The sequence below is a fragment of the Micromonospora sp. NPDC023869 genome, assembly GCF_055559695.1.
Map to the genome: position 1 here is coordinate 264,987 of NZ_JBVHKD010000009.1, position 26,320 is coordinate 291,306.

A 26,320-nucleotide genomic window follows, 5' to 3' on the forward strand; every position below is an offset into this window, starting at 1 on the left:
CGTCACGGCTGACGAGGCTGGTGAAAGGAAAGTCGTGTCCGCGCACACCCAGTTCCTCAAGACGGTGGGACCGTTACCGACCCCGCGCTTCGACCCCGACCTCGGCGTGATCACACCTCCGTCCAACGGCATGCCCCGGTCGGTCTTCGGCCGTCCGGTCGCGCCCCGGGCGAAGTGGCGGCGGCGCTACATGGCCTGGCTGATCGCGCTCGACTTCCTCGCCGCGTGGGCGGCCAGCCAGACGGTCGTCACAGTGTTCGAGGAGGCGGACGCCGGCTTCTGGGACGAGCGGCTGCTCGGTGTCAGCACGTTCGCGCTGGTGGCCCACGTGATCGTGCCGCTGATGTGGTTGACCATCCTCGCCGGTGCCGGCGCGTACGACCGGCGGGCGCTCGGCCGGGGCACCGAGGAACTCAAGCGGGTGGTCCGGGCCAACGTGGCGATGGCCGCCGCCGTCTCCTTCCTGGCCCTGGGCTTCAAGAAGGACCTGTCCCGGGCCACCGTCGCCGCGATCATCATCGGCCTGTTGGTGTACACCGTCTTCGTCCGCTTCGTGGCCCGGGTGGTGCTTCGCCGGATCCGCCGCAGCAGTCAGCGGGCCTCGCAGAAGGTGCTGCTGGTGGGGCGGCTCTCCGACGCTCTGGCGGTGCACGAGGTGGTGACCCGCAACGCCGGTGCCGGCCTGCGTCCGGTCGCCATCCACCTGCCCCAGTTCCCTCGGGCCGGTGAGCGGGTGGAGGCGCCGGTGCCGGTCTATGTGGGCTGGGACCTGGTGCCGCTGGTCCAGCAGTTGGGGGCGGACACCATCGCGGTCTGCGGCCCGGCCAGCCTGGAGTCGTACGAGCTGCGCAAGCTGGCGTGGCAGTTGGAGGGCACCGGCCTCGATCTGGTCGTGGTGCCGCAGGTCACGGACATCACCGGGCCCCGGATCCACGTCCGCCCGATCGAGGGTCTGCCGCTGCTGAACGTCGAGGAACCGACGATCTCCGGCCTGTCCCTGCTGGCCAAGAGCGTGATGGACCGGCTTTCGGCGCTCGCCGGGCTGATCGTGCTGAGCCCGCTGCTGATCGGGATCGCGGTGGCGATCAGGCTGACCGACCCCGGTCCGGTGATGTTCCGGCAGAGCCGGATCGGTCATCAGGGCAAGGCGTTCAAGGTGTGGAAGTTCCGGACCATGTACACCGACGCCGAACAGCGGTTGGAGGCCCTGCGGGACCGCAACGAGAGCGATGGCCTGCTCTTCAAAATCAAGAACGATCCCCGGGTCACGCCGATCGGTCGGCACCTGCGTGCCCTGTCGCTCGACGAGCTGCCACAGTTGATCAACGTGTTGGTGGGGCAGATGTCCCTGGTGGGCCCGCGCCCGTTGCCGACCGAGGACGACGACTACCGGGGCGATGTCCGGCGTCGGCTCCTGGTCCGTCCGGGCATCACCGGCCTCTGGCAGATCTCCGGCCGGTCCGACCTGACCTGGGAGGACGCCGTACGACTGGACCTGCACTACGTCGACAACTGGTCGCTGGTCTACGACCTCGGCATCCTCTGGCGTACGGTCCGGGTGGTGCTGGCCCGGCGCGGGGCGTACTGAGCACGGACACCGGTGGTGCGGCGCCCCGACCGGAGCGCCGCACCACCGCCGGTCACTTCTTGTCGGCCCCGTCGATGATGTCCCGGACGGCGTCCCGGCGGACCGCCGCATAGAACGTGTCGACCCGCTTGTCGTCGGCGAAGACCACGCTCTCCGAGCCCACCCGTCCGGTGCCCCTGGTCGGGCTGGTCACGAACGTGAGGTTCCGGCCGCGCAGGTTGCGGTTCTCGGTGGCCATGTCGACCAGGGACAGTTCCTTGTCCATCGAGAGCGAACCGGAGGTGGCCTGGAGGAAGGAGTTCAGCCGCGCCGGGTTGGTGAGCAACCCGCCGGAGGTGGCCTTGTCCAGGATCGCCTTGATCACCTGCTGCTGGTGCCGGATCCGGGCGAAGTCGCCGTCGGCGAACTGCTTGCGCTGACGGGAGTAGTCGAGGGCCGCCTCGCCGTCCATCTTCTGCGGACCGGCCTGAAACGTGCGGAACGGCGGATGGATGGAGGTGAACTGCTTCTCCGAGTTCACCTCGATGCCGCCGAGCGCGTCGATGATCTCCTTGAAGCCGGCGAAGTCGACCATCACCACGTGGTCGATGCGGACCTTGGTGAACTGCTCCACGGTCTGCACCATGAGCGGCACACCACCCCAGGCGTACGCGGCGTTGATCTTCGCGTCGCGACCACCGCGCCCTTCCTTGCTCCGCGGCACGGCGACCCAGGTGTCGCGGGGGATGGAGATGAGTTGGGCGCTGGACCGGTCCTTCGGCAGGTGCGCCAGGATGATGGTGTCCGTCCGCGAACCGCCGGTGCTCTCCGGATCGCGCGAGTCGCTGCCCAGCACGAGGATGTTGAGCGCGTCCCCGGCGACCACCTCGGGCCGGGTCTCCGCGGGTACGCCCTCGAAGGCGTCGACCCGCTCGATGTCCGACTCGACCGACTTCAGATAGAAGCCCGCGGCCACCACACCGCCGACACCGACCAACGCCAGCACCAACACGCTGATCAGCGTGATCCGCAGCCATCGGCGGCGCGGCCGGCCTGCGGCCGTCGGCTCGGCTCCGTCGGTGCCCCCCGCCGGCAGGTTCTCCCCCAGGGAGGTGGTCCCGGCCTGCTCTCCACTCGACATGGCGGAGATGGTACTGATTTCACGTTCTCGGGGAATCCCCGCCCGGTGCCGACTTTCGCCTGACCGTCCCGTCGTATCCCCCACGAGTTTCCGTCAGTCTGGTACAACCCTGCCGTGGACGCCGTAAAGCTGCGTCGGGCCATCGCCCGGACCCGCCTCGCCCCCGTTGCCGCCTTTCCGAAACGACTGGTCGCGGTCGCCCGCCACGACGCGCGGGTGTTCCGTAAGTCCGCCCGCTGGTTGGTGGCCTCGCGGGAGCACCACAACTACACGTACGAGCTGACCAAGCTCAGCCGTAGCCATCTCGCCTGGTTCGTCAGCGTGGTCTGCGACCTGCCGGTCAAGCAGGTGCGTGGCTACCTGAAGGAGATCGAGTCGGACGACGCGCTGCGCCGGCACATCGCCTCGGCCACCGCCGGTGCGGCTCGACGCGGGCTGGCCGACAAGCAGGTCCGGTACGCCCGCCGGGTCGGCTGGTACGCCATCGTCCGGGCCCGCAGGCCGAAACACATCGTGGAGACCGGTGTGGACAAGGGCCTGGGCAGTTGTGTGCTGGCCGCCGCCCTGCTGCGCAACGCCGCCGAGGGGCACCCCGGCCGGCTCAGCTCGATCGACATCAACCCGGAGGCCGGCTACCTGGCCCGGGTCGCGCCCTGGTCGGAGGTGATCGACCTGGTCGTCGGCGACTCGGTCGAGTCGATCCGTGCCCTGGACCGGCCGGTCGACCTGTTCCTGCACGACAGCGACCACAGCCGCGTCTACGAGAAGCGCGAGTTCGACGCCGTCGAGCCGAAGTTGGCGCCGGGGGCGATGCTGCTCACCGACAACGTCACGCACACCAACGTGCTGGCCGACCACGCCGAGCGGACCGGCCGCCGGTTCCTCGCCTACCGGGAGACGCCGGCCGACCACTGGTACCCCGGCGACGGCATCGGGGTGGCATGGTGACCGGGTGCGGTTGACCGAGATCAGCACCTATCCGATCAAGGGCTGCCACCGGATCGGCCACACCGAGGTCGGGGTGGCGCCGTGGGGTCTCGACGGGGACCGGCGCTGGATGGTCGTGGACGCCGAGGGCGTCGGCGTCACCCAGCGCGAGGTCACCGCGCTGGTCCGGGTGCACGCCCGGCCCGGCCCCGGCGGGCTGCTGCTGCGCGCCGACGGGCAGCCCGACCTGCCGGTGCCCGAGCCGGTCGACGTCGACCCGGTGCCGGTACGCACCTTCCGCCGACGGCTGTTGCGGGTCGACGCACTGCCCGCCGGCCCGGCCGCCGACGCCTGGCTCAGCACGGTGCTAGACCGGCCGGTCCGGCTGGTCTGGCTCGCCGCGCCGGCCCGACACGTCGAACCGGGCCGCAAGAAGCACGACCCGGGCGACCGGGTGAGCTTCGCCGACGCGTACCCGGTGCTGCTGACCAGCACCGCGTCGCTGGCCGCGCTCGGCGACTGGCTCACCGCGGCGGGCGCGGAGCCGGTGCCGATGACCCGGTTCCGCCCCAACCTGGTCGTCGACGGGGCCCCGGCCTGGGCGGAGGACGGCTGGGAGGGACGGCCGCTGCGGATCGGCGGCGTGGCGTTCCGCGCCGCCGGCCCGTCGGCCCGCTGCCTGGTCACCACCACCGACCAGGAGACCGGGGTACGCGGCCGCGAACCGTTACGCACCCTCGCCCGGCACCGCAACATCGGGCGTCAGTTGCTGTTCGGGCTGAACGTCGTGCCGCTGGAGTCCGGCCGCCTCACCGTCGGTGACCGGGTGGAACCGGCTGGTTGAGGAGGGTCGACCGGCCGCGCTGATCTTCGTCTTAGCTTTCGCTTAGGTGGCTTGTCCGATCCGTTGGCCGTCCGGCAGCATCGGTCCACGTGACCGACGGAACCGACGGCCCCGCCGACCGAGCCCGTACCCGGCGTCCGAAGCTGGGCCGCTGGCTGGCCGGTGGGGCCGTGGCGACACTCGCCACGGTCCTCGGCCTCACCCTCGCGCTGCGCTCGGGCGCCGCACCCGCCTGCGCCGCACCGCCCCGGGCTGCCGCACCGGTCGCCGCCGCGCTGCTCGCCCCGCCCGCCGCCGGCACCCTGAACAAGGGAAAGTCGACCTTCTACGACTCCAAGGGCGAGGGCGGCAACTGCTCCTACCCGTCCGCCCCCGCCGACCGTCTCTACGTCGCCCTCGGCCCCAGCGAGTACGCCGACGGCGCGGCCTGCGGTGGTTACCTCGACGTGACCGGGCCCAAGGGCAAGGTACGCGTCATGATCATGGACCAGTGCCCGGAGTGCGCGCCCGGCCACATCGACCTGTCCCGGGAGGCGTTCGCCCGGATCGCCGACCCGGTGCAGGGCATCGTGAACGTCAGCTACCGCCTCGTGGTCGACCCGCCGCTGGCCGGTCCGCTCACCTTCCGGATCAAGGAAGGCGCGTCGCAGTACTGGTTCGCCGTGCTGGTCGCCGGACACGGCAACCCGCTGCGAGCGGTCGAGGTACGCCAGGGCAGCTCGGGTAACTGGCGGGCGGCCGCCCGGGAGAGCTACAACTACTGGCTGATCGACTCCGGCGCCGGCCCCGGGCCGTACCAGATCCGGGTGACCGACACGCGCGGACACCGGGTGACCGCCACCGGCATCCGGATGGCTCCCAGCCAGGTCCAGCGCTCCACGGTCCGGATGTACGGCGGCACGAGCGGCGGTACGACCACCACCTCCCGGTCACCGTCGGCCAGCCCGACGCCACGCGCCAGCGCGACCCCTCGCCCGACCCCGTCCGCCTCGACCACCCCACTGGCCGAGACAGCGACCCCGGCCGCGTCGGCCAGCGATCCCGCCGCCCTGCCGCCCGTGCCGGTGGCCGCCACGACGCCGGGCTGCGGCACCTGACGTCCGGCTCGCCCGTCAGCGATCCGCCGCGCCGCCGGTCAACCCCAGCCACATCAGGATCTCGTCGCGGTCGTCGCCGGGGCCGATCCGCAGCGCGCCGGGCCAGCGGCCCACCTCGCGGTACCCGAGCCGCCGATAGAACCGGTCCAGTCCCAGCCCGTCCCGCACCGTCACGTGCAGGGCCGCCAGCCCCAGGCCACGGGCCACCCGCTCGGCCTCGCGCATCAGCTCGTCGCCGAGCCCGCGCCCCTGCGTGTCCGGGTGCACCATCACGCGGGTGAGCACCCGCAGGTGCGTCTTGAGGTGGAACCGCGGGTCGGTGAAGATCGCCATGGCGACCAGCCGGTCACCGTCGTACCCCACCAGCAGGCGGTCCGGCCCGTCCGCGATGCCGGCCAGCGTCGGGTCGGCGATGGTGCGGACATGGTCGGCGGTGACCGGGGCGACGAAACCGACCGCCCCGCCCGCGTTGGTGACGTCGACCCAGAGCGCGACGATCCGGGTACGCAGATCGGGGGTCAGCTCGGGGTCCAGGACGAAGCGCAGACTCACGGTGCCCATCGTCATCGAACCGCGTCCCGATCACCTGCGATCGTGACCAAGGCGACGGACCGGGTCGGTGCGGGAGGGGGGATTCGAACCCCCACGTCCTTTCGGACACAGGTTCCTAAGACCTGCGCGGCTGCCCTTACGCCACTCCCGCGAGCCTAGGAGAGTCTAGAACGTCGCGCTGCGGCAGTGTTAAGCCCGGCGGCACGAAGTATGGCCGAGACCTTGCCGTAGTCGAGGTCAACCTTTGTGTCCGTCGCCGCGCGCACCGAGGCGGCTAGCCGCCGTGCTCCCATCTCCGGATTCGCCAAGGCGTGTCGGATGACCAGGTCCGCCTCCGGGCGAGGGGACGTTCGCCGAGAGCCAGGTACGGCTGTACCGAATTCCTTGAGGCGGCGGACCAGACGGTAGAGGCTGTTTCGGTGACAACCGATCCGGCTGGCTGCTTGCGCCGGGCTCAGCGCGCCGGTGACGAAGAGACGGACCACCTCGTTTGTCTCTCGCTCGGTCAGCTCGTGTGGCCGGACCGGGGGATCATTCGTGGTGTCTGACTCGACGCTGGCGATGCGGCGGTTGCGCCCAGCAAAGGTCGCCGTTTGGCTGTGACAGTTTGGGCAGAGAAGACGCAGGTTGGGCGGGCGGTTGTCGAGGATGTCACCGCTGATGTGATCAACGTGCAGGATCAGGGGCCGACCTTGCCAGATCGGCCCTACGCCACACTCCTCACATTCTTCGGGCACTCCGATCGTGCCTAGGGCCCACTTGAGCCGCGTTCCAGGAGTGCGGCGTGATCCTTCAGGCAAGCGGACCAGGAGTTGTGTCGAGGTGACGCGTCGGGCGCCTCTCCGTCCGCGTGAATGTGCGCTACCGGTGAAGTGTGAGGTGTCGATGCCGAAGCGCTTGAGCTGCCGGCTGATGTGGGCGTGTGAACCGCCGGCCACCCGCACTCCGAGCAGCCGCATCACATCTGTGACGCTGAGCGCGACAGATGCCGCCTGCGCGAGCGCGTCGGGCGTGTACCGGTAGCGAACCATACGGCGACGCTACGAGCGGGGTACGACAGCGTCAGTCCAGGCCGAGATCGCGGCGGAGCTTGGCGACGTGGCCGGTGGCCTTCACGTTGTAGAGCGCCCGCTCGATCTTGCCGTTCTCGTCGATCACGAACGTCGAGCGGATCACCCCGGTCACCGTGCGCCCGTAGGACTGCTTCTCGCCGTACGCGCCGTACGCGGTCAGCACCGACTTGTCGGTGTCGGCGACCAGCGGGAAGGTGATCGCGTCGCGCTCACGGAACGTGGCCAGCTTCTCCGGCTTGTCCGGCGAGATGCCGATCACCTCGTAGCCGGCGGCCTGGAGCGAGGCGAGCGAGTCGCGGAAGTCGCAGGCCTGCTTGGTGCAGCCGGGGGTCATCGCGGCCGGGTAGGCGTACAGGATGACCTTGCGGCCGCGCAGGTCGGCCAGGGTGAGCTGCCCTCCGGTGTCGGTGGGGAGGGTGAACTCGGGTGCCGCGTCACCGGCGGCGAGACGAGCGGGTGCGGTCATGGCACGACCCTACCGCCGCCCCGGGCCGTCCCGTTCGGCACGCCGCACCCGTGATCACTCTTGCCAGGTATTGGCAACAGCCTATGTCGGGAAATACGCTCACTCCTGCCGGCGAGCGCGGGCCCGCCGGCACGTGGGAGGTCACGTGGAAACCCTGGCCATGCACATCTCCAACGGGATCATCAACGGTCCGGTTGCGGCGCTCTTCGGGGTGCTGGCGCTGGCGGCGACGGCGTTCTGCGTCCGGCGTGGACGACAGGACCTGGACGACCGGCTCGCGCCGATGGCCGGTCTGGTCGCGGCGTTCATCTTCGCCGTGCAGATGCTCAACTTCCCGATCTTCGTCGGGGGAGTCAGCGGTCACCTGCTCGGCGGTGCGCTCGCCGCCATGCTGGTCGGTCCCTGGGTCGGCGCGCTCTGCGTGGCGGTGGTGCTGGCGGTGCAGGCGCTGGTCTTCGGCGACGGCGGGGTGGCGATGCTCGGGCTCAACGTCACCAACATGGCGGTCATCGGCATCGCGGTGGCGTACCTGACGATCGCGCTGCTGCTGCGGGTTCTGCCGCGTACGCCGACCGGGCTGGCGGTGGCGGCCTTCGTCGCCTCGGTGGTCAGCGTGCTGGTCGCGGCGATGGGCTTCGTGCTGCAGTACCAGCTCGGCGGCACCACCGACCTCGGCGGCAACCTGGCCGGTCTGGCCGGCACGATGGCCGTCTCCCACCTGCTCATCGGCGTCGGCGAGGGGCTGATCACGGCGACCACCGTGGTCACCGTGGCGAAGGTACGACCCGACCTGGTGTACGCGCTACGGGTCCTGTCGCCGGCCGCGTCGAGGTCCGTCCCGGCTACCGGAGGTGTCCGATGAGTACCCGGTCCCGATCCTTCCTCGTCGGCGGTCTGCTCGTCGCGCTGCTGCTGGCCGGGCTGGTCAGCAATGTCGCCTCGGCGCACCCGGACGGGTTGGACTCGTCGTTGCGGGAGGGCTGCGTCTTCGACGCCGACGACGAGATCGTCGGTGGGGACTGCCCGGCGCGGCAGGAGAAGGAGCACGAGATCGGTGGGCCGCTGGCCGACTACGGCATCGCCGGGCTGGACAACGACCTCGTCTCCACCGGACTGGCCGGTGTGCTCGGCGTACTGCTCACCTTCGCCGTGGCCGGTGGCGCGTTCTGGCTGGTCCGCCGTCGTGGCCCCGGCCCGGACGGCGAGGCGGACCGGACCGGCGTCACCGCGTCGGGCCGGGGGTAGCGGCGGGGATGGCCGCTGCGCATGTGCTGTACCGGGAGTCCGACTCGCCGGTGCACCGTTTGCCGCCGGAGGTCAAGATCGCGGCGATGGTGGCGTTCACCGTCGCGGTCGTCGCCACGCCCCGCGTGGCGCTCTGGGCCTTCGGCGTGTACGCCCTGCTGGTCGCCGCCGTCGCCGCGCTCGCCCGGGTGCCCGCCGGTTGGCTGCTCCTGCGCTCGACGATCGAGCTGCCGTTCGTGCTGTTCGCGGTCGCGCTGCCGTTCCTCGGCACCGGGGAGCGGGTCGACGTGCTGGGGCTGGCCCTGTCGGTCGACGGGCTGTACGGCGCGGGGAACATCCTCGCCAAGGGGACCCTGGGCGTGTGGGCGTCGCTGCTGCTGGCCGCGACCACCACCACCCGCGACCTGATCGTCGGGTTGGACCGGTTGCGCTGCCCGCAGATCCTTACCCAGATCGCCACCTTCATGGTGCGGTACCTGGAGGTGCTGGTGGGTGAGGCCCGCCGGATGCGGATCGCCCGGATCTCCCGGGGTGACGACCCGCGTTTCCTCTGGCAGGTGCGGGGGTTCGCGGTCGGGGTGGGTGCGTTGTTCCTGCGCGCCTTCGAGCGGGGGGAGCGGGTGTACCTGGCGATGCGTTCGCGCGGGTACACGGGTCGGATGCCGGTGCTGTGGTCGGGTACGGGTGCGGCGACGACCGGTCAGTGGCTGCTCGCGGCCACGGTCCCGGTGCTGGCGGGCACCGTGGCGGCCACCGCCACCGTGTTGACGTGAGCGCCGACGGGCCTGCGCCCAGCCTGGACGTGCACGGCGTCCGGTACGCCTATCCGGATGGGCACGTCGCGTTGCGCGGCGTCGACCTGACCGTGGCCCGGGGCGAACGGGTGGCCCTGCTCGGCCCGAACGGCGCCGGCAAGACAACGTTGGTGCTGCACCTCAACGGAATCCTGGTGCCCACCGAGGGCGGTGTCACCGTGGGGGGCCTGGCGGTCGGCCCGGACCGGGCCACGCTGGCGGAGATCCGCCGCCGGGTCGGCATCGTCTTCCAGGACCCGGACGACCAACTCTTCCTGCCCACCGTCGCCGAGGACGTGGCCTTCGGGCCGGCGAACCTCGGGCTGCGCGGCGCGGAACTCTCCGTCCGGGTGGACGAGGCGCTGGCCGCCGTCGGCATGTCCGCGCACCGGGAGCGCGCCCCGCACCACCTCTCGTTCGGGCAGCGCCGTCGGGTGGCGGTGGCCACCGTGCTGGCCATGCGCCCGGAAATCCTGGTGCTCGACGAACCCTCGTCCAACCTGGATCCGGCGGCCCGGCGGGAACTGGCCGGGATCCTGCGATCCTTGCCGGTGACGGTGCTGATGGTCACCCACGACCTGCCGTACGCCTACGAGCTCTGCGACCGGTCGGTGATCCTGGACGACGGCCGGATCGTCGCCGACGGCCCGACCTCGGTGCTCCTGGCCGATCCGGACCTGCTGGCCCGGCACCGGCTCGAACTGCCCTACCCGTTCCGTCCCGTCCCGCACCCGGTCACCGAGTGACCGGCTCGGCGGGCTCGGCCGGCTCGGCGGGCTCGGCCGGCTCGGTCGGTGTGGCGGCTCGGCCGGTGGCGTGCAGGCGCAGCACGGCGGCGGCGAGTGCCCCGGCCCCGGCGACGAGGACCACCACGACCAGAATCCGGGTGGCGGTGGCCGACCACGGCACCGGTGGGACGGCACGGGACAGCACGGCGGCGTTGGACACCCCGGCGAACAGCGCCAGGCACGCCCCGGCGAGCGCCATCACGAAGTCCACACCGTCGCGCCGGGTCACCGCCCAGCCACCGGCGACGATCGCGCCGAGCCCGGTCACGAGGGTCCAGACCGGGCCGGCCAGCAGCCCGGTCAGCACCGCGCCGACTCCCTCGGCCCCGGCGTCGAGCACCCGGCCCACGGCGAGCACGACCGCCGCCACCCCGCCGACCGTCAGCAGCGCGCCGAGAGCGGTCCGCGCCCGCCTGCCGGGTGACGAGGCAGCCGGCAGCAGCCCGGCCGCGCCCACCGCGAGCGCGCCGAGCGTGATCGCCACCCACCACGGGTACGCGTCCGGCGGCGGCACCCAGTCCAGGGTGCCCCGGATCTCGGTGCGCCCGTCCGCGTCGCGTAGCGGGACGACCCAGTCGCGTACCCGGTGCTCGCGGTCGGGTGCGGCGCGGACCTGGACGGGCGGACCCGCCTCGCGCCACAGCGCCCGCTGGTCGTGCCAGCGGGCGGTGGTGCCGGTGTCGATCCGTCGCCACTGCGGGACGGCGGCCGGATCGACCTCGTCCGGCAGCGGGGTGTCGGCGAGGATGGTGCGGTTCAGGTAGGTCGCCGGTGAGCGGGTGTTCTCGAACACGCCGTCCGGCCCCACCCGCAGGTAGGGCTCGCCCGAGTAGCCGATCACCTCGACCGGCCGGTCACCGGTGTTGGTCAGTTCCAGGCGTGCGCCCGCCTCGACCACTCGGACCCGCAGGTCCGGTCGGCCCTCGACCGCGCCGACCGCCACCCGGTAGTCGGTGCCGTCGGGCGCGTCCGCGCCGTGCGCGGCGGCCGGGGCGGCCGTTGCCAGCAGCGCGACGACCACGCCGGTGAGCAGCAGCCCGGTACGGGCCGCCAGGGGCAGCAGCCCGGTACGGGCCGACAAGGCACGGATCACTGTCCGGCCGCCTCCACGGCGGCGGTGATGTTCTCCGGCGTCCACTGCTGCACCGGCTCGCCGTCGACCAGGACGGTCGGGGTGCCGGTGACGTCGGCGCGGCTCGCCTCCTCGGTGACGTGCGCGGTCCACGCTTTGTACCTGCCGTCGCGGACGCAGGTGCCGAAGGCGTCCCGGTCCAGACCGACCTCGACGCCGATGTCGACGAGCTGGTCGTCGCTGAGACCGGCGCCGCCCTCCGGCGGCTGGCGCTCGAACAACGCCGCGCCGAACTCGGTGAACCTGCCGCCCTCGGCGGCGCATCCGGAGGCGGCGGACGCCCGGGTCGAGTACTGGGTGCTGGAGAAGCGGTTCAGGTAGGCGACCGGGTGGTACACCACCCGTACCTTGCCCTCGTCGACGAGCTGCTTGAGGGTGGCGCCGCTGGTCTGCTCGAACTGCTTGCAGGCCGGGCAGATGTAGTCCTCGTACACGTCGACGGTGACCGGCCCGGAGCCGACCACCACGCCGGTGCCGGCGTCGTTGGCGCCCGGCGGCGGGGTGAAGTCGCCGGACCGCTGGCCCGACCAGACACTCCAGCCGACCAGGCCGGCGATCACCAGCACCACCACCGCGCCGAGCGAGATCCACAGGGTCTGTTTGCGGCGCCGCTCCCGGGCCAGCTGTTCCCGGACGACCCGGGCCGCGTCCTTGCGTCCCTTGCGACTACTCATCCTCGTCCTCCACCGGTACGCCCGTCAGGACGCCGTCGAGTGAGACGGCGGTCCGGGGCCAGATCAGCAGGAACCCGGCCATCGCCAGGAAGGCCACGTCCCGGACGATCTCCGGGAGGTAGCTGGGGCGCTGCCCGGCCGGAAGCTCGCCGCCGCTGCCGAAGCAGCCGCAGTCGATCGCCAGGCCACGGGCCCAGGCCGAGGCGATGCCCGCGACGAAGAGCAGCAGCAGGACCACCGAGACCCCGGCGGTCAGCCGGGTGGCCAACCCGAGCAGCAGCAGGACGCCCAACGCCAGCTCGACGAAGGGCAGCACCGCGCCGATCACCACCGCCAGGTCGTACGGCATCACCTGGTACGCGTGCACGCTGCGGCCCGAGGCGGCCAGGTCGCCGACCTTGGATGCGCCGGCGTAGAGCCAGACGGCGGCCAGCCCGAGCCGGACGGCGAGCCCGAGCCAGGGCCGCCACCGCGTCCACCTCGACGTCGCGCCCCGCCCGTTCACCCGGCCAGCGCCTCACCGACCGCGTCCACGAGTTCGGCGCGGGCCCGGGCGACCCGGGAGCGGATGGTGCCCACCGGCACGCCCTCCACCGTCGCCGCCTCGGCGTACGACAGGCCGAGCAACTGGGTGAGCACGAACGCGCCGCGCCGCTGCGCGGACAGTCGGCTGACCAGGTCGGCCGTGCCGAGCTGTCCGGCCGGGTCGGGGTGCGCCAGGTCGGTGTGCGCGTGGGCGGTGAGTCGCTGGTCGAGGCGTCGCCGCCGGACCACCGTACGGAGGTGGTCGGCGCAAGCCCGCCGGGCGATGCCGAGCAGCCAGGTGCGGGCGCTGGACCGGCCCTCGAAGGCGGGCAGCGCCCGGAACGCGCGCAGGTAGGTTTCCTGGGTGAGATCGTCCGCGCTGTCCGGGTCCAGCAGCGCCGCCGTGAACCGCCACACCTCGGCCTGGGTGGCCCGGACGAAGGCGGCCTGGGCGACCGGGTCGCCGTCGCGGGCGGCGAGCGCCCAGTCGGTGGCCGGGTCCGGCCCGGCGTGCGCGTCGACACCGCCGGTGTCGGCGGCGGCGCGGGTGTCGCGCGGGGCGGGGATCACGACAACCCAGGTTACGCGGCCCCGCCGGCAGCAGCAGGGTCCTTCGGCCCTTCATGGGCTGCGCCACGCCGGGAACTTTCTGCGGGTCCCCGCCGACTACCCGCTCATGACCTCGGTCCGGCGCCCGTGCGTTCGCGTGCGATCGCGGATGATCGCCGTCAATCGATGGTCGCGACTCGCCGGAAAGGGGTCCGGTCAGAGACGATGTGGGTCATGACTGCCGTCCCTCGCCGCCGATCCGTCCGATGGGCCGCCGCCGCCGGCCTGCTGGTCACCGTCGTCGCCCTGCTGCTGGTCCCCGCCGGACCGGCCGCCGCCCACGCCGTGCTGTCCAGCAGCAGCCCGGCCGCGTCGGCCGTGGTGCCCGCAGCGCCGGCCGAGGTGGTGCTCACCTTCAGCGAGCCGGTCCGCCGGGTGCCGGACCGGATCCGGGTCATCGCACCGGACGGGTCCCGCGTCGACCGGGGCGATCCGACCTTCACCGACAGCGTGGTCAACATCGCGGTCGACACCTCCGGCGGCAACGGCACCTATCTGGTGACCTACCGGGTGATCTCGGCGGACAGCCACCCGGTCTCCGGTGCGTTCACCTACTCCGTCGGCGCGCCCTCGGAGCCGCCGGTGGACAGCGGCGACGACGGTCGGGCCGATCCGCTGGTCACCAACGCGATCAAGGCCGCGAAGTTCGTCGGGTACGTCGGTCTGCTGCTGCTCGTCGGTCCCGCACTGGTGCTCGCGCTGCTCTGGCCGCGCCGACTGTCCCGGCAGGGACCGGCTCGCCTGGCCTGGACCGGCCTGGGACTGGTGGCGGTGGCCACCGTCGCGGTCGCGTTGCTGCAGGTGCCATACACCAGCGGAGGCGGGCCGTTCGACATCAGCGGCGAGGGGCTGGGCCTGGTGCTCGGCAGCACGTTCGGCGCCGCTCACCTGATCCGGCTGGGACTGCTCGCGGCGGCGGCGTTCCTGCTCCGGCCGCTGCTGGCCGGGCCGGTCGGCCGGGCCGACCTGATCATCCTCGGCCTGCTCGCCGGTGCGGCGCTGCTCACCTGGCCGCTGTCCGGGCACCCGGCGGCCTCGCCCGCCCCGGCCGTGTCGGTGATCGTCGACGCGGTCCACCTGGGCAGCATGGCGGTCTGGCTGGGCGGCCTGGTGATGCTCGCCGCCTTCCTGCTGCCCCGCGCGGACGAACGGGAGCTGGGCGCGATCCTGCCGATCTGGTCGCGCTGGGCCGCCCTGTCGGTCTCCGCGCTGCTGCTCGCCGGCATCGTCCAGGCGCTGATCGAGGTGGCCACCCCGGCAGCGCTGGTCAACACCACGTACGGCCGTCTGGTGCTCGCCAAGGTCGGGCTGTTCGCCGTGGTGATCGTGCTGGCCGCGTACTCGCGGAACCTGATCCGCAAACGGGTCGCCGCCAGTCGCCCCGCACCGGTACGCCGGGCGGTCTGGGCGGAGTTGGCGGTCACCGCGGTCGTGCTCGGTGTCACCGCCGTCCTGGTGCAGACCACTCCCGCGCGGACCGCCTCTTCGGACGTCGCCGCCGTCGACGCCGGTTACTTCACCACCCGGGTGGAGAGCTCGCTCTACTCGTTGCAGATCGAGATGTCCCCGGCCCGACGGGGCAACAACTCGGTGCACTTCTACGCGTACACGCCGGACAACCGGCCGCAGCCGGTCGTGGAGTGGAAGGCCACCATCGCGCTGCCGTCGGCCGGGATCGAGGCGATCGACATCCCGCTGCTGCCGCTGACCGACAACCACGCGACCGGCGAGATCACGCTGCCGGGTCCGGGTGAGTGGGAGCTGCGGGTCACCGCCCGGACCACCGAGATCGACCAGGCCACGGTGACCGCCACCGTGCCCGTTGCCTAGAGAGGTTCCATACCGATGATCCGTCACCGGCGTACCGTGGGTGCCGCCGCGGCCCTGGCGCTCGGCGCCGTCGCCACCGCCGTCTTCGGCTTCGCGGCGCCCGCGTCGGCCCACGTCTCGATCAGCCCGAGCGAGGCCGAGCAGGGCGACTACGGCCGGTTCGCGTTCCGGGTGCCGAACGAGAGCGACACGGCGTCGACCACCAAGCTGGAGATCTTCCTGCCGGAGAACGCCGCGATCGGCTCGGTGTCCACCGCGCCGGTGCCGGGTTGGACGGTGGAGGTGGAGAACCGCCGGGTCGACCCGCCGATTCTGGTGCACGGTGCGGAGATCTCGGACGTGGTCGCCAAGGTCACCTGGACGGCGAGCGGCGACGCCGGGATCGCCCCGGGCACGTTCCAGGAGTTCCCGGTCATGCTAGGCCCGCTGCCCGAGGTGGACCAGATGGTCTTCAAGGCGCTGCAGACCTACTCCGACGGCGGGGTGGTGCGCTGGATCGACGAGCCGCAGCCGGGCGGTGAGGAGCCGGCCGCCCCCGCGCCGGTGTTGACCCTCACCGCCGCCGGAACTGCGACCGAGGGACCGGCCGGGGCACCCGCGCCCGAGGCGGTGGCCGACGGCGACGGGGACGGCACCGGGCTGGCCGTCGGGCTGGGCGTCGCCGGGCTGGTCGCCGGGGTCGGTGGCCTGGTGCTGGGCGGACTCGCGTTCTCGCGTACCCGCCGGGACGCCGACCCGACCGACGGCGGCGAGGCGACCACGACCTCCTGACCGCTCCCGCGTCACGGGCCCGCCGGGTGTTCCCGGCGGGCCCGTCCGCTTTCGAACCCGGTGCCGTGGATATCCGCAGATCAGCCGTTCGGCGTAGGTAAGGTCTGCCGGGTATCTCGCTACGGAGGGGGACAAGGCGGATGCGTTTCGTGTGGGCGTTGGCCGGCATGGTGCTGCTGATCACCGGCACCACCGCGCTGCTCGGTGCCGCCGGGCTCGGCCTGTTGACCAGTCACGCGGACCCGGGCGGGGGGTTCACCGCCCGGGTCGAGACCGTGCGGACACCCGGGCACGCGGTGGTGGTGACCGACCTGGACGCGCTGCTGCGACAGGAGGTGCCGTTCAGTCGGTTCGGGCAGGCGCGGCTGCGGCTGGACGCCCGTACCCCGGACGGTCCGGCGTTCGTCGGCCTGGCCCCGGCCGACGAGGCGCGTCGCTGGCTGGCCGGCGCGCCGCACGCCGTGGTGCAGCGCACGGCGCTGGCCCGGGGGCCACTGCCGGTCCGGCTGGAGCACCGCACCCCGGAGGTCGGTACGCCGCCGACCGTGCCGGCCGCCCCGGCCGCACAGACCTTCTGGGTACGCGCGGGCGCCGGCGCCCTCGAATGGAGTCCCGGGGAACTGGCCGGCCAACGACTGAGTCTGGTGCTGATGCACCCCGACGGTCGGGCCGACCTGGCCCTGGACCTGCGTGCCGAACTGCGGGCCGGATGGGTCGCCCCGGCCACCTGGGGCTCGCTGACCGGCGGCATCCTGCTGGTGGTCCTCGCGGCGCTGGTGCTGCTGCGTCCGGTCCGCCCGCGCGAGGTGGTCTTCGTGGTCGAACCCGACCAGGTGCCGGTGCTCGCCGGCCGGCTGGGAGTGAGTTCGCTCAGCGGCCTGGGCACGCCGCCGTCGCCGCGTCCGACGCCCGAGCGGCAGCTGGTGTCGGTGGCCGCCGCGCCCCGGGCCGCGATCGCCCCGGTGCCGCGCCCGGAGACCCTGGCCGACCTGCCCGCCCCGCATCACCCGCTGCGTCCGCCCGCCCCGCCGTCCTGACCGCCCGTCCGCCAGCGGCTGTCCCCGACGGTTCGTTCGGCGGGAGTACCGGAGCCGGAACGGGTGGGGCGGCCCTCTGCGCTGCCGACGCGGAGGGCCGCCCATCACCGGGGGATATCGGTGCCCATCGGAGGTTGATGCCTCTAAAGGCAGATTACCGGTGAATGGTCGTCTCGGGAAGAGTGTCCGCTTCGCGCGACTTGGTCAGCGGTCGGTCCGTCCGGGGGCGCACCGGCAGCACGACCAGCAACAGCAGGCAGAGCAGCACGTACGCGTTGCGGAGCACGAACTCCCAGGGCGTCTGGGTGGGCGTCGGAGTGACGCCCCAGTCGTAGAACGACACCACGCCGTACACGATGATCATCGAGGTGCCGAGCGCGAGCCAACTCAGCCGGCGGCGCCGCCGTGCCCCCTCCGGCGTCCGGGGATCGGTCCGCAACGTGGCGTCGACCAGGATGATCACCGCCGGGACGAACCAGTAGATGTGGTGCGTCCAGGTGATCGGGCTGATCAGGGCGGCGACCAGGCCGGTCAGGGTCAGGGCGGTGAGTACGTCGCCGGCCTGGGTGGCGCGTACCGCCCGCCAGAGGCCGTACGCGACGACGGCCGCGACCAGGGGCAGCCAGATCAGCCGGCTCGGCTCCTCCGGCGCGGTCAGCCGACTCAGCAGCCCGAACAGCGACTGGTTGCCGGTGTAGTCGGTGCGCCCGACCCGGTCGGTGGCCCACAGCTCGTGCGTCCAGAAGCGCCACGAGTCGCCGGGTGCCACCGCCGCGGCGAGCAGGGTGGCTCCGGCGGCGGCGGCGCTCGCCACCACGGCCGCCCGCCAGCGTCGGGTGACCAGCAGATAGACGATGAAAATGCCCGGGAAGAGCTTGAGCGCGGTGGCCAGTCCGATGCCCACCCCGGCCCACCGGTTGCCCCGGGGTACGGCGAACAGCAGGTCGGCGAGGATCAGCACCACCAGCAGCATGTTGATCTGTCCGAAGGTGATCGTCTCCCGGGTGCTCTCCACGCCGAGGACCAGCAGCGCGCCCACGGCCAGGGTGAACGCGTACGGCAGACGGTGCCGGCGGATCACCGGGTCGAGCAGCCACTTCGTGGTGACCACCACGCCGAGCACGGTCAGCCCGGTGAAGATCGCCACCGTGGCGCCCAGCTTCAGTAGGGAGAACGGCAGCAGCAGCAACGCGGCGAACGGGGGATAGGTGAAGAACAGCTCGCCCTGCACCCGGTCCGGCTGGGCGTAGTCGTAGAGCGGATTGCCGGCGGCCCACCAGTCCATCGCCGCCATATAGATCTTGAGGTCGAAGAAGTCGTGCACGGTGCCCGGCAGGTAGAGCACCGGCAACACCGAGGCGAGCGCCAGCGCCCCGACGATCCGCCGTGCACTGCGGCCACCAGGGTCTTCGAGGTCGACGCTGGACGGTGTGGCGGGTTCGGCGGGCACGGGAAAGACCCTAGCGGTCGGTCGGGTCGGCGGCGCGCAGCCACGGTGCGTGGGCTGCGCGTAGGCTGTGCCGATGGCTGATCTTCTCGTCTGGATCGACTGTGAGATGACCGGGCTCGACCTCGGCGGCGACAAGCTGATCGAGGTGGCGGCGCTGGTCACCGACCCGGATCTGCGCGTGCTCGGCGACGGCGTGGACGTGGTGATCCACGCCGACGACGCGGCGCTCGACGCCATGCCGGAGATCGTCCGCACGATGCACGGCAAGTCGGGGCTGACCGAGGAGGTCCGCCGCTCCACGGTCAGCCTCGCCGAGGCTGAGGACCGGGTGCTCGACTACATCACCAGCCACGTCAAGGACGCCCGGACGGCGCCGCTCTGCGGCAACTCGATCGCCACCGACCGGGGCTTCATCGCCCGGGACATGCCCCGCCTCGACGCGCACCTGCACTACCGCATGATCGACGTCTCCTCGATCAAGGAACTGTGCCGCCGGTGGTACCCCCGGGTGTACTTCGGCCAGCCGCAGAAGGGCCTCGCCCACCGGGCGCTGGCGGACATCCGGGAGAGCATCCGCGAGCTGGAGTATTACCGCCGCACCGTCTTCGTACCCCTGCCCGGGCCGGACGTGGAGAGCGCGAAGGCCATCGCCGCCGACCTCTGAGCCACCCCGGCAACCCGCTGGACGCGGTCGGCCGTGGTGGGGGTATGATTTCCCCGCACCCGCACGGGCGATGAGTTCGGGCGCGGCGGCATGGTGGCTGTAGCTCAGTTGGCAGAGCACCGGGTTGTGGTCCCGGTTGTCGTGGGTTCAATTCCCATCAGTCACCCCACACCAACGAGGCCCGAACCTTTGGTTCGGGCCTCGTTCTCGTTCCGGCGGTTCCTCCCCTCGGCCCGCCACGCGACCTGACCTTCCCCTGCCTTGCCCTGCACAGATATTTGAACGATAGTTCTACTTGTACTGTCGTTCAAATATCTTCGGGAGTGGTCGTGTCGGAGGTCGCCATCCGCCGTGCGGGCGGGCGCGAGTGGGCGGGCCTGGGGCTGTTGGCGTTGCCGACGCTGCTGCTGGGCCTGGACGTCACCGTGCTGTACCTGGTGCTGCCGAGCATGGCCGAGGCGCTCGACCCGTCGGCGACGCAGACCCTGTGGATCATGGATGCCTACGGGTTCCTCATCGCCGGGTTCCTCATCACCATGGGCACCCTGGGGGATCGCATCGGCCGGCGACGCCTGCTCCGGATCGGGATGACCGCGTTCGCGCTCGTGTCGGTGCTCGCGGCCGTCGCGCCCAGCGCGGAACTGTTGATCGCGGCCCGTGCGCTGCTCGGGATCGCGGGCGCGACGTTGATGCCCTCGACGCTGTCGCTGATCTCCAATATGTTCGCCGACGTCCGACAGCGCGCGATGGCGATCGGGGCCTGGGCCACCATGTTCGCCCTGGGCATGGCGGCCGGTCCCGTCGTCGGCGGCGCCCTGGTCGACAGGTACTGGTGGGGCGCGGCCTTCCTGCTCGCCGTCCCCGTCGCGATCGTCGTCCTGATCGGGGCGAGGTCACTGCTGCCCGAGTGCGCCGACCCGCAGGCCGGGCCGCTGGACCTGGTCAGCGTCGCGCTGTCCCTGGCGGCGATCCTGCCTGTGGTCTACGCCGTCAAGCAGGCCGCCTCCCACGGTGCCGGTGCGCGCACGCTGGTCCTCCTCGTCGTCGTCGCGATCGCCGGGGTGGCGTTCGTCCGCCGGCAACGGCACCTGGCCGCGCCGCTGCTGGACGTCACCCTCTTCGCCGACCGGGCCTTCTCCGCGGCACTGGCCGTCCTGCTGATCGGGCTCGTCGGTGTCGGCGGCACCATGTACATGGTCACGCAGTACCTCCAACTCGTGGAAGGCTTCACCCCGTTCACCGCGGGACTGTGGATGGGGCCACCGGCGCTGGCGATGTTCGCCGCCGCCGTCGGCGCACCTCTGGTCGCCCGGCGGCTCCGGCCGGGCCTGGTCATGGCCGCCACGCTCGGGTCGTCGGTGCTCGGCTACGCGCTGCTGGCCACCGCCGGTCCCGGCGACACGGTGATGGTGGTGGCCGGTTTCGCCGCCGTCTACCTCGGTCTCGGGGCGATCGCCGCGCTCGGCACCGACATGGTCGTCGGCGCCGCACCGGCCACCAAGTCCGGATCGGCCGCCGCCATGTCCGAGACCGTCCAGGAGCTCGGCATCGCCGTCGGCGTCGCGCTGCTCGGCAGCCTCAGCACCGCCCTCTACACCGCGCGGATCGTCGCGCCGGTCGGCACCGCGCCGGAGGTCGCCGACCGGCTCACCGGCAGTCTCGCGGGCGCGCTCGCCGTCGCCGACCAGGTGCCGACCGAGGCCGTACGGGCCGCGCGGGACGCCTTCACCACCGGGGTGAACGTCGCCTCGGCCGTGGCCGGCGTCGCCATCGTGGCGGCCACCCTGCTGTGCCTGGTGGCCCTGCGGCACGTCCCTCCCCTCGGCGCGGATCAGGACGCCGACGGTCGCTGACCGCTCGACTACCCTGGGCGCCAGGGGAGGGAGCATGAGCGAGGAACCCGTCGACGGGCGACGCGCCAGGGGAGCGAAGCGCCGGGCCGAGATCATCGAGGCCACCCTCGCTGTCGTCCTCCGTGAGGGCGCAGCCGGTGTCACCCACCGTGCCGTCGCCACGCAGGCCGGCGTCGCCACCAGCCTGAGCATCTACTACTTCGCCACCCTGGACGACCTCCTCGTCGCCGCCCTGTCCAGCGTCGCCGACAGCTACACGGCCCGGATCCGCCAGATCATCGACGGCCCGGGGGACAAGCTACGCGGCCTCGCCGAGCTGATCGTCGAGTCCGCCGGACCGGGACGCGAGAAGGCGCTGGCCGAACGCGAACTGTCCACGCTCGCCGCCCGCAGACCTGCCCTCGCCCCGATCGCCCGGCACTGGCGCCAGAACGTCGCCGCGCTCGCCGCCACCCTCACCGACGACCCCCGGGCCGTGGACGCGCTGGTCGCCGCCTCCGACGGCCTCTGCACCGCCATCCTCATCGAGAACGTCCCCGTCGACACCGAGCACGTACACCGGGTCCTGGCACACGCGCTCGGCACCGACCGCTAGCGGACCGGCCGCCGACTCACTCGGTGGTGTCGGCGTCCGGCGCGGACTCGTCGCCCGCCGGCTCGTACGGCAGGGCGCTGCCCTTGACGTACTCGTCCCAGCTCACGTTCCAGTCCGTCCAGCCGTTGCCGTTCTGGAGCTTGCGCTCGGTGCCCTTGACCACGATCGGGTCGCCGACCTTCGTGTTCTCGAACAGCCAGGCGCCGTTGACCATCGACACGTTCACGCAGCCGTGGGAGACGTTGGTGGTGCCCTGCTGCCCCTCCGACCAGGGCGCGGCGTGGATGAACTCGCCGCCCCAGGTCAGGCGCTGGGCATAGTCGATCTTCGTCCGGTACCCGTCCTCGGGGCCCAACTCCTCGAACGTGTCGAAGACCGTCTTGCGCAGCTTCTCCATCACCACCATCGTGCCGCTGGAGGAGGGCGTGGTCTTCTTGCCGAGGCTCACCGGGATCGTCTTGATCGTCTCGCCGTCCCGGGTGACGACCATGCGTTTGTTGCTGTTGTCCACCGTCATGACCAGCTTCGGGCCCACGGTGATGTCCACGGTCAGGTCGGCCCGGCCGTACCAGCCGTCGCCCAGCGGCAGCCCGCCCGCCTGCACCCGGTAGGAGACCTTGCTGCCGGCCTTCCAGAACTCCTTCGGCCGGTAACGGACCTCGGTGGGGCTGACCCAGTGCCAGACGCCCTCCTGGGCGGGCGTGGACTTCACCGTCATCCGCCGCTGGAGGTCGGCGCGGTACTTCTCCGGGATCTCCCGGCCGAACTTCACGATCAGCGGCATGGCCACCCCGACGGTCTGGTCGTCGCCGAGGAAACTGGTGACCCGGACCTGGTTGCTCGGCTGCTTCATCACGGTGAACGCGCTGGTCGCGGTCACCGGGACACCGTCGTCGCCGGTCGCGGTGACGGTCGCGGTGTACGACTCGCCGTACCCCAACGCCTTAGCCGGCAGCCAGCTCTTACCGTCCGCGGCCAGCGTGCCCTTCACCGGCTCCCCGCCGGCGTCGGCCAGCTCGACGGTGGTTTCCTCGGACTGCTCGGCGGCGAACGTGATCGCCGTCGAGGCGGGAACGTCCTTCGCGTCGGCGGCCGGCTCGCTGATGCTCACCGACGCCTTCGGTGCCGGCTGGTCGGCACCGTCCTGCCAGCCCGGCCCGTTGTCGCCGCCCTTGCCGCCGGTGCAGGCGGAGGTCAGCACCATCGCCACGGCGAGCATCCCCGCGGCGAGCACCCCCCGCCGGCGGTTGCGCTGGTCCCGAACTCGCATGGTGTCCTCACAGTCGTGGTCCGCTGCCCGTCCACATCACAGACGCACCGGAACACGTACCCGTTGCGGAAGGTGAACCGAAACACGTGGAGCGGGATGTCCGGATGGTGACATATCTGGCACGGTCACAAGGCCGCGCCCGCACCACCGTCCGGAACCGGCAGCGCGCTGCCCTTGACGAACTCCGACCAGCTCAGATCCCACGCCGTCCAACCGTTGCCGGCGGCCAGCTTCCGCTCGGTGCCCTTGATGGTGATCGGATCACCGACCTTGGTCCGTTCGAAGAGCCAGCGGGCGTTCGCCAGGGACACGTTCACGCAACCGTGTGACACATTCTGCCGTCCCTGGACGTGTTCCGACCAGGGTGCCGCGTGGATGTACTCGCCACCCCAGGTGAGCCGCTGGGCGAACTGGATGTCGGTGACGTAGCGGTTCTCCGGATCGGGATCGTCCATCGTGTCGAAGACCGTGGCCTCCTTCTTCTCCATCACCACCAGCGTGCCGCTGGACGACGGGGTCTTCTTCTTGCCCAGGCTCACCGGCAGGGTCTTGATCAGGTTGCCGTCCTCATACACCCGCATCTGCTTGTCGGCGTTGTCCACCTTCATCTCGAAGGCCGAGCCGATCTTCGCGGTGGCGCTCCGGTCGACGTTGCCGAACCGGCCGTTGCTCAGCGGAATGCCGGCCAACGCGATCCGTACGGACAGCTTCGTGCCGGCCTTCCAGTACTCCGGCGCCCGGTAGAACGCCTGAGTGCCGTTGCTCACCCAGTGCCAGGCACCCGGCTGCGGCGGGTCGGTCTGCACGAACATTCGCTTCTGCACGGCGGCCCGGTCCTTCTTCGGGATGCCCGGGTGGAACTCCGCCACCACCGGCATGGCCACCCCGTACGTCCGGTCGTCGAACAGGTAGAGCCCCGAGGTGATCATCGAGCCGGGCTTGGCCATCGTGGTGAACGTGCTGGTCCCCTCGCTGACCGAGCCGTCCGGCCGGCTCGCGGTGACCGTGGCCGTGTACTCGGTGGACCACTTCAACGGCGCCGACGGCACCCAGGACGAGCCGTCCGTACGCAGCTTGCCCTTGACCTCCTTGCCGTTGGCCGTGGTCAGGCTGACCTTCGACACCGTCGAGCCGTCCGGCAGCTCGGCGCCGATCTCCGCGCTCACCGGCCGGTTCTTCGCCCCGTCGGCCGGGCTCACCGCCAACGGCGGCCCACTCGACGGCGGTGTGTCCGGTGCCACTGCTTCACTGGTCGACGGCCCGGGAACGAACTCGGCGGCCGAGCCCTCCTCGCGACAACCCGACAATGCCAGCGACGCCACCAGACCCAGGGTGCCCACCAACGCCCCGGCCCGCGCGAACCTGCCCATCCCCACCCCTGTCCTAGCGCACCTGGCGCACATCGTGCCCCATCCCACCCGCCCAACATGAACCCGTCCCACGCCTTGTGCGTGCTTGTTGCCAAATGTCCGGAAAGCTCGACCGAAGGGAGGACCCGGGTATCGGATTGGAACCCGCCTCAGGGTGCGTGCTAGGGTTTCCCCCGTTGCCACCGAGCGCCGCTAGCTCAACTGGCAGAGCAGCGGACTCTTAATCCGCGGGTTCGGGGTTCGAGTCCCTGGCGGCGCACCAAGCAGCAAGGCCCTGACCTGGTAGAACTCTGCCGGTCGGGGCCTTTTTCGTGTTTGTCGTGATGGATGGTCGCTCGCCGGGTGCTCGGGAGCCGTTGGGACCGGGGCGGCGTCGGTGGGACCGCGTGCAGCCATAGATCGAACGGGTCCTGCGGTGTGGAGAGCGAGGTCATCGGGCATGTTCGTCGCCTGATCGAGGTCTTTGCAGAGTCCCGCATCGGTTGGTGAGTAGTTGTCGGCGCTGATCCACGAATTGGTCGATTGCGGGAGTGATTGGGTAGCGGCGACAATCTGGGCAGGCTTGGTGGCTGCCACTCATGTCGTTGTTGGTTCGCTACCACCGCTAGGGTGTGCACCATCTAGGGGAGGAGCGGGCGTGACAGCGGATAACAAGGCACCCGTGCCGGTATGGACGCTCTCTACTGAGGACGTGTGTGTGCCGGATGTGCTAGGAGATCAGGGCATGACACCCGCTCGACTCGCGGAACTGAGAACAGTCCTAGCGGCCTTTGTGGATTCCCCTGTCGTTACGTTGGAAGCGCATCCGTTGTCGACCAAGCGCGACCGGAACGGCGGGATCGCGCTTCATGCGACCAGTCCGCTCGCTCAACAGTTATCGCATCTCGTCACGCAGACGGCGAAGTCGACACCTCCAACGCTTAATATCGCGTCCACCGGTGACGTGCTCTATCGAATGGTGGTGCCGGCAAAGGTCGCGGCGCGGGTTGGTAAGGGACTTGTTCGGCCCATGGCTTCGAAGGCTTCTGCAGGCGGTATTCGCAGCGCGCTGGTCAGCTCCACCGGTGGCATCGCGGCCCATGCCACGTTTGTGCCCGTTGCTGGAAAGGCTGCTGTTGCGGGCGCTGCAACCGGCTCAGCCACTACAGCTGGCGTGGCTGCGGCCAGCGCCGGCGCCCTGACAGTCGCCGCACCGCTTGTGCTGATGGCGGTCGCGGTCGGCGTCAGTGCCTACGCTGATCACCAACGCCAGAAGACGATCGAGCGAATCACCGACCTCCTGGAGCAGTTGCACGAGGATAGCCTTGAGAACGAGCGTAGCGAGCTGGACGGTTGTCGTGACGCAATTGACAAGGCGACGTCAATTCTCCTTGACCAGGGTCGAATCGGCCTGTCGCTAGGTCTGGATTCATCGTCGTATGCAATCAGTAGGTCAATTGAACGAACCAAGCGCCGGCTCGCAAAATGGCAAGATGCGCTAGCTGAACTGCCCGAAGGGCCGGTGGAAGTCGCCGCATTGACGAAATCCTTCCCGGGAGTTAACGAGGAGGGCGGCGCATTTCGCGCACATGTAGAGTTGGCGCGACTCGCCATTTCACTCAAGCGCCGAGTGCTCGTCCTTCAAGCAGTCGAACATGCTCAAGTGGCAGGAGCGGACAATCCGTTCAAAAGCTTCCTCGGTGCCTTGCATGACGACGAACGTCGTGTGGATGAGTTGGAATCGGGTATCAACGCGGTCCTACTTCGGCTGTCGACCCTTGAGTTAAGGCGTTACGGCGGCTTCCGCAGCGTTATGTTCACGCCCGGTGAGGTCGACGACCTACTCAGAGCCGCATATCGCCTTCGCGCCCTGGGTGACGGCCTCAACGTGGGAAGCCATCAAACTGACGTGGTGATCGAGATCGAACGAGACAGCGGCGGCTCGCTCGTAGTGTTCCCTGCAATCACTGCCTAATACTCCAACGTCACTTGGCTTCGGCGTTGGGCGTGGCGTGGGCATGAGGACGGCCACCGCGTTGATCATCGATGGTTTGTGAGGACAACCGA

25 protein-coding genes, 3 tRNA genes and 1 pseudogene are annotated in these 26,320 nt (G+C 71.0%); 17 read left to right on the forward strand and 12 right to left on the reverse strand.

Going from position 1 to position 26,320, the window contains the following annotated elements:
* Nucleotides 1-130 precede the first annotated feature (130 nt).
* Complete coding sequence (locus tag ACZ31C_RS24140; RefSeq protein ID WP_465797218.1) at nt 131-1,588, forward strand: sugar transferase; 1,458 nt, start codon at nt 131-133, stop codon at nt 1,586-1,588.
* 52 nt (nt 1,589-1,640) lie between these two features.
* Here ACZ31C_RS24140 and ACZ31C_RS24145 read toward each other — a convergent pair whose 3' ends face one another.
* Nucleotides 1,641-2,708, reverse strand: coding sequence for an LCP family protein (locus ACZ31C_RS24145; protein ID WP_465797187.1), 1,068 nt, complete (start codon nt 2,706-2,708; stop codon nt 1,641-1,643).
* A gap of 114 nt (nt 2,709-2,822) precedes the next feature.
* Here ACZ31C_RS24145 and ACZ31C_RS24150 point away from each other — a divergent pair, with 114 nt between their 5' ends.
* From ACZ31C_RS24150 to ACZ31C_RS24160, 3 genes are all read left to right on the forward strand, one after another.
* Nucleotides 2,823-3,656 (forward strand): O-methyltransferase, encoded by an 834-nt coding sequence (locus ACZ31C_RS24150; protein ID WP_396740155.1) that lies wholly within the window; start codon nt 2,823-2,825, stop codon nt 3,654-3,656.
* A gap of 4 nt (nt 3,657-3,660) precedes the next feature.
* Complete coding sequence (locus ACZ31C_RS24155) at nt 3,661-4,479, forward strand: MOSC domain-containing protein (RefSeq protein ID WP_465797188.1); 819 nt, start codon at nt 3,661-3,663, stop codon at nt 4,477-4,479.
* Nucleotides 4,480-4,568: 89 nt separating this feature from the next.
* On the forward strand, nt 4,569-5,576 hold the full coding sequence (locus ACZ31C_RS24160) for an expansin EXLX1 family cellulose-binding protein (protein ID WP_465797189.1): 1,008 nt from the start codon (nt 4,569-4,571) through the stop codon (nt 5,574-5,576).
* Nucleotides 5,577-5,591: 15 nt separating this feature from the next.
* Here ACZ31C_RS24160 and ACZ31C_RS24165 read toward each other — a convergent pair whose 3' ends face one another.
* From ACZ31C_RS24165 to bcp, 4 genes are all read right to left on the reverse strand, one after another.
* A complete protein-coding gene (locus ACZ31C_RS24165) occupies nt 5,592-6,128 on the reverse strand; it encodes a GNAT family N-acetyltransferase (RefSeq protein WP_465797190.1) in 537 nt (178 codons plus the stop codon).
* A 68-nt stretch (nt 6,129-6,196) separates the two neighbouring features.
* A tRNA-Leu gene (locus tag ACZ31C_RS24170) sits at nt 6,197-6,279 on the reverse strand.
* Nucleotides 6,280-6,283: 4 nt separating this feature from the next.
* Nucleotides 6,284-7,159 carry a hypothetical protein gene (locus ACZ31C_RS24175; RefSeq protein WP_465797191.1) on the reverse strand — a complete coding sequence of 292 codons (876 nt, stop codon included), beginning with the start codon at nt 7,157-7,159 and terminating at the stop codon, nt 6,284-6,286.
* Nucleotides 7,160-7,190: 31 nt separating this feature from the next.
* Nucleotides 7,191-7,667 (reverse strand): thioredoxin-dependent thiol peroxidase, encoded by a 477-nt coding sequence (gene bcp / locus ACZ31C_RS24180; RefSeq protein WP_131056084.1) that lies wholly within the window; start codon nt 7,665-7,667, stop codon nt 7,191-7,193.
* 145 nt (nt 7,668-7,812) lie between these two features.
* Between bcp and ACZ31C_RS24185 the strand changes: the two genes are divergently transcribed.
* The 4 genes from ACZ31C_RS24185 to ACZ31C_RS24200 are packed head-to-tail and all read left to right on the forward strand — an operon-like array spanning nt 7,813 to nt 10,452.
* Nucleotides 7,813-8,529, forward strand: a complete 717-nt coding sequence (locus ACZ31C_RS24185) for an energy-coupling factor ABC transporter permease (protein ID WP_465797192.1) — start codon at nt 7,813-7,815, stop codon at nt 8,527-8,529.
* Nucleotides 8,526-8,912 carry a PDGLE domain-containing protein gene (locus tag ACZ31C_RS24190; RefSeq protein WP_465797193.1) on the forward strand — a complete coding sequence of 129 codons (387 nt, stop codon included), beginning with the start codon at nt 8,526-8,528 and terminating at the stop codon, nt 8,910-8,912. Before ACZ31C_RS24185 ends, ACZ31C_RS24190 begins: the two co-directional genes overlap by 4 nt.
* Nucleotides 8,913-8,920: 8 nt before the next feature.
* The gene (gene cbiQ, locus ACZ31C_RS24195) at nt 8,921-9,685 is read left to right on the forward strand and encodes a cobalt ECF transporter T component CbiQ (protein WP_465797194.1); all 765 of its coding nucleotides are present in this window, start codon (nt 8,921-8,923) and stop codon (nt 9,683-9,685) included.
* Nucleotides 9,682-10,452 carry an energy-coupling factor ABC transporter ATP-binding protein gene (locus ACZ31C_RS24200; protein WP_465797195.1) on the forward strand — a complete coding sequence of 257 codons (771 nt, stop codon included), beginning with the start codon at nt 9,682-9,684 and terminating at the stop codon, nt 10,450-10,452. The genes cbiQ and ACZ31C_RS24200 overlap by 4 nt, the downstream gene beginning before the upstream one ends.
* On the opposite strand, the gene ACZ31C_RS24205 is transcribed toward ACZ31C_RS24200, so the two are convergent.
* From ACZ31C_RS24205 to ACZ31C_RS24220, 4 genes are read right to left on the reverse strand one after another with little or no spacing between them, the layout of a single operon-like run.
* Complete coding sequence (locus tag ACZ31C_RS24205; protein ID WP_465797196.1) at nt 10,442-11,587, reverse strand: hypothetical protein; 1,146 nt, start codon at nt 11,585-11,587, stop codon at nt 10,442-10,444. The two genes, ACZ31C_RS24200 and ACZ31C_RS24205, sit on opposite strands and share 11 nt — an antisense overlap.
* Entirely contained in the window at nt 11,584-12,300 is a 717-nt protein-coding gene (locus ACZ31C_RS24210) for a DsbA family protein (protein WP_465797197.1), read from the reverse strand. The genes ACZ31C_RS24205 and ACZ31C_RS24210 overlap by 4 nt, the downstream gene beginning before the upstream one ends.
* Nucleotides 12,293-12,805: a MauE/DoxX family redox-associated membrane protein gene (locus ACZ31C_RS24215; protein WP_465797198.1), complete on the reverse strand. Its 513-nt coding sequence runs from the start codon at nt 12,803-12,805 to the stop codon at nt 12,293-12,295. The genes ACZ31C_RS24210 and ACZ31C_RS24215 overlap by 8 nt, the downstream gene beginning before the upstream one ends.
* Nucleotides 12,802-13,395 carry a sigma-70 family RNA polymerase sigma factor gene (locus tag ACZ31C_RS24220; protein ID WP_465797199.1) on the reverse strand — a complete coding sequence of 198 codons (594 nt, stop codon included), beginning with the start codon at nt 13,393-13,395 and terminating at the stop codon, nt 12,802-12,804. Before ACZ31C_RS24220 ends, ACZ31C_RS24215 begins: the two co-directional genes overlap by 4 nt.
* A gap of 213 nt (nt 13,396-13,608) precedes the next feature.
* On the opposite strand from ACZ31C_RS24220, the gene ACZ31C_RS24225 reads away from it, so the two are divergent.
* The 3 genes and pseudogenes from ACZ31C_RS24225 to ACZ31C_RS24235 all read left to right on the forward strand — a co-directional run.
* Nucleotides 13,609-15,264: a copper resistance CopC/CopD family protein gene (locus ACZ31C_RS24225; RefSeq protein WP_465797200.1), complete on the forward strand. Its 1,656-nt coding sequence runs from the start codon at nt 13,609-13,611 to the stop codon at nt 15,262-15,264.
* Nucleotides 15,265-15,279: 15 nt separating this feature from the next.
* Nucleotides 15,280-16,035 carry a YcnI family copper-binding membrane protein gene (locus tag ACZ31C_RS24230; RefSeq protein WP_465797201.1) on the forward strand — a complete coding sequence of 252 codons (756 nt, stop codon included), beginning with the start codon at nt 15,280-15,282 and terminating at the stop codon, nt 16,033-16,035.
* A gap of 668 nt (nt 16,036-16,703) precedes the next feature.
* A pseudogene (locus ACZ31C_RS24235) lies at nt 16,704-17,072 on the forward strand (hypothetical protein); the annotation flags it as partial.
* A gap of 154 nt (nt 17,073-17,226) precedes the next feature.
* Here the strand turns inward: ACZ31C_RS24235 and ACZ31C_RS24240 are convergent.
* Nucleotides 17,227-18,522 carry a glycosyltransferase family 87 protein gene (locus ACZ31C_RS24240; protein WP_465797202.1) on the reverse strand — a complete coding sequence of 432 codons (1,296 nt, stop codon included), beginning with the start codon at nt 18,520-18,522 and terminating at the stop codon, nt 17,227-17,229.
* A 67-nt stretch (nt 18,523-18,589) separates the two neighbouring features.
* Here ACZ31C_RS24240 and orn point away from each other — a divergent pair, with 67 nt between their 5' ends.
* The 4 genes from orn (at nt 18,590) to ACZ31C_RS24260 (ending at nt 21,634) form a co-directional block, all read left to right on the forward strand.
* On the forward strand, nt 18,590-19,186 hold the full coding sequence (gene orn, locus ACZ31C_RS24245; RefSeq protein ID WP_465797203.1) for an oligoribonuclease: 597 nt from the start codon (nt 18,590-18,592) through the stop codon (nt 19,184-19,186).
* A 93-nt stretch (nt 19,187-19,279) separates the two neighbouring features.
* Nucleotides 19,280-19,355, forward strand: a tRNA-His gene (locus ACZ31C_RS24250).
* A gap of 160 nt (nt 19,356-19,515) precedes the next feature.
* Nucleotides 19,516-21,039, forward strand: a complete 1,524-nt coding sequence (locus tag ACZ31C_RS24255) for an MFS transporter (RefSeq protein ID WP_465797204.1) — start codon at nt 19,516-19,518, stop codon at nt 21,037-21,039.
* Nucleotides 21,040-21,073: 34 nt separating this feature from the next.
* A complete protein-coding gene (locus tag ACZ31C_RS24260) occupies nt 21,074-21,634 on the forward strand; it encodes a TetR/AcrR family transcriptional regulator (protein WP_465797205.1) in 561 nt (186 codons plus the stop codon).
* 16 nt (nt 21,635-21,650) lie between these two features.
* Here the strand turns inward: ACZ31C_RS24260 and ACZ31C_RS24265 are convergent, their stop codons facing one another.
* Nucleotides 21,651-22,904 carry a L,D-transpeptidase gene (locus ACZ31C_RS24265; RefSeq protein WP_465797206.1) on the reverse strand — a complete coding sequence of 418 codons (1,254 nt, stop codon included), beginning with the start codon at nt 22,902-22,904 and terminating at the stop codon, nt 21,651-21,653.
* Between the two features lie 125 nt (nt 22,905-23,029).
* Nucleotides 23,030-24,274 (reverse strand): L,D-transpeptidase, encoded by a 1,245-nt coding sequence (locus tag ACZ31C_RS24270; protein WP_465797207.1) that lies wholly within the window; start codon nt 24,272-24,274, stop codon nt 23,030-23,032.
* 186 nt (nt 24,275-24,460) lie between these two features.
* Here ACZ31C_RS24270 and ACZ31C_RS24275 point away from each other — a divergent pair.
* Both ACZ31C_RS24275 and ACZ31C_RS24280 read left to right on the forward strand, forming a co-directional pair.
* Nucleotides 24,461-24,536, forward strand: a tRNA-Lys gene (locus ACZ31C_RS24275).
* A 375-nt stretch (nt 24,537-24,911) separates the two neighbouring features.
* A complete protein-coding gene (locus ACZ31C_RS24280) occupies nt 24,912-26,228 on the forward strand; it encodes a hypothetical protein (protein ID WP_465797208.1) in 1,317 nt (438 codons plus the stop codon).
* Nucleotides 26,229-26,320 lie beyond the last annotated feature (92 nt).

What these genes read in the sequence shown, in the direction of transcription:
- ACZ31C_RS24270 (WP_465797207.1), bottom strand. Translation starts at nt 24,274, where the DNA reads ATGGGCAGGTTCGCGCGGGCCGGGGCGTTGGTGGGCACCCTGGGTCTG.
- ACZ31C_RS24225 (WP_465797200.1), top strand. Translation starts at nt 13,609, where the DNA reads ATGACTGCCGTCCCTCGCCGCCGATCCGTCCGATGGGCCGCCGCCGCC.
- ACZ31C_RS24145 (WP_465797187.1), bottom strand. Translation starts at nt 2,708, where the DNA reads ATGTCGAGTGGAGAGCAGGCCGGGACCACCTCCCTGGGGGAGAACCTG.
- ACZ31C_RS24210 (WP_465797197.1), bottom strand. Translation starts at nt 12,300, where the DNA reads ATGAGTAGTCGCAAGGGACGCAAGGACGCGGCCCGGGTCGTCCGGGAA.
- ACZ31C_RS24140 (WP_465797218.1), top strand. Translation starts at nt 131, where the DNA reads ATGCCCCGGTCGGTCTTCGGCCGTCCGGTCGCGCCCCGGGCGAAGTGG.
- ACZ31C_RS24175 (WP_465797191.1), bottom strand. Translation starts at nt 7,159, where the DNA reads ATGGTTCGCTACCGGTACACGCCCGACGCGCTCGCGCAGGCGGCATCT.
- ACZ31C_RS24265 (WP_465797206.1), bottom strand. Translation starts at nt 22,904, where the DNA reads ATGCGAGTTCGGGACCAGCGCAACCGCCGGCGGGGGGTGCTCGCCGCG.
- ACZ31C_RS24230 (WP_465797201.1), top strand. Translation starts at nt 15,280, where the DNA reads ATGATCCGTCACCGGCGTACCGTGGGTGCCGCCGCGGCCCTGGCGCTC.
- cbiQ (WP_465797194.1), top strand. Translation starts at nt 8,921, where the DNA reads ATGGCCGCTGCGCATGTGCTGTACCGGGAGTCCGACTCGCCGGTGCAC.
- bcp (WP_131056084.1), bottom strand. Translation starts at nt 7,667, where the DNA reads ATGACCGCACCCGCTCGTCTCGCCGCCGGTGACGCGGCACCCGAGTTC.
- ACZ31C_RS24190 (WP_465797193.1), top strand. Translation starts at nt 8,526, where the DNA reads ATGAGTACCCGGTCCCGATCCTTCCTCGTCGGCGGTCTGCTCGTCGCG.
- ACZ31C_RS24260 (WP_465797205.1), top strand. Translation starts at nt 21,074, where the DNA reads ATGAGCGAGGAACCCGTCGACGGGCGACGCGCCAGGGGAGCGAAGCGC.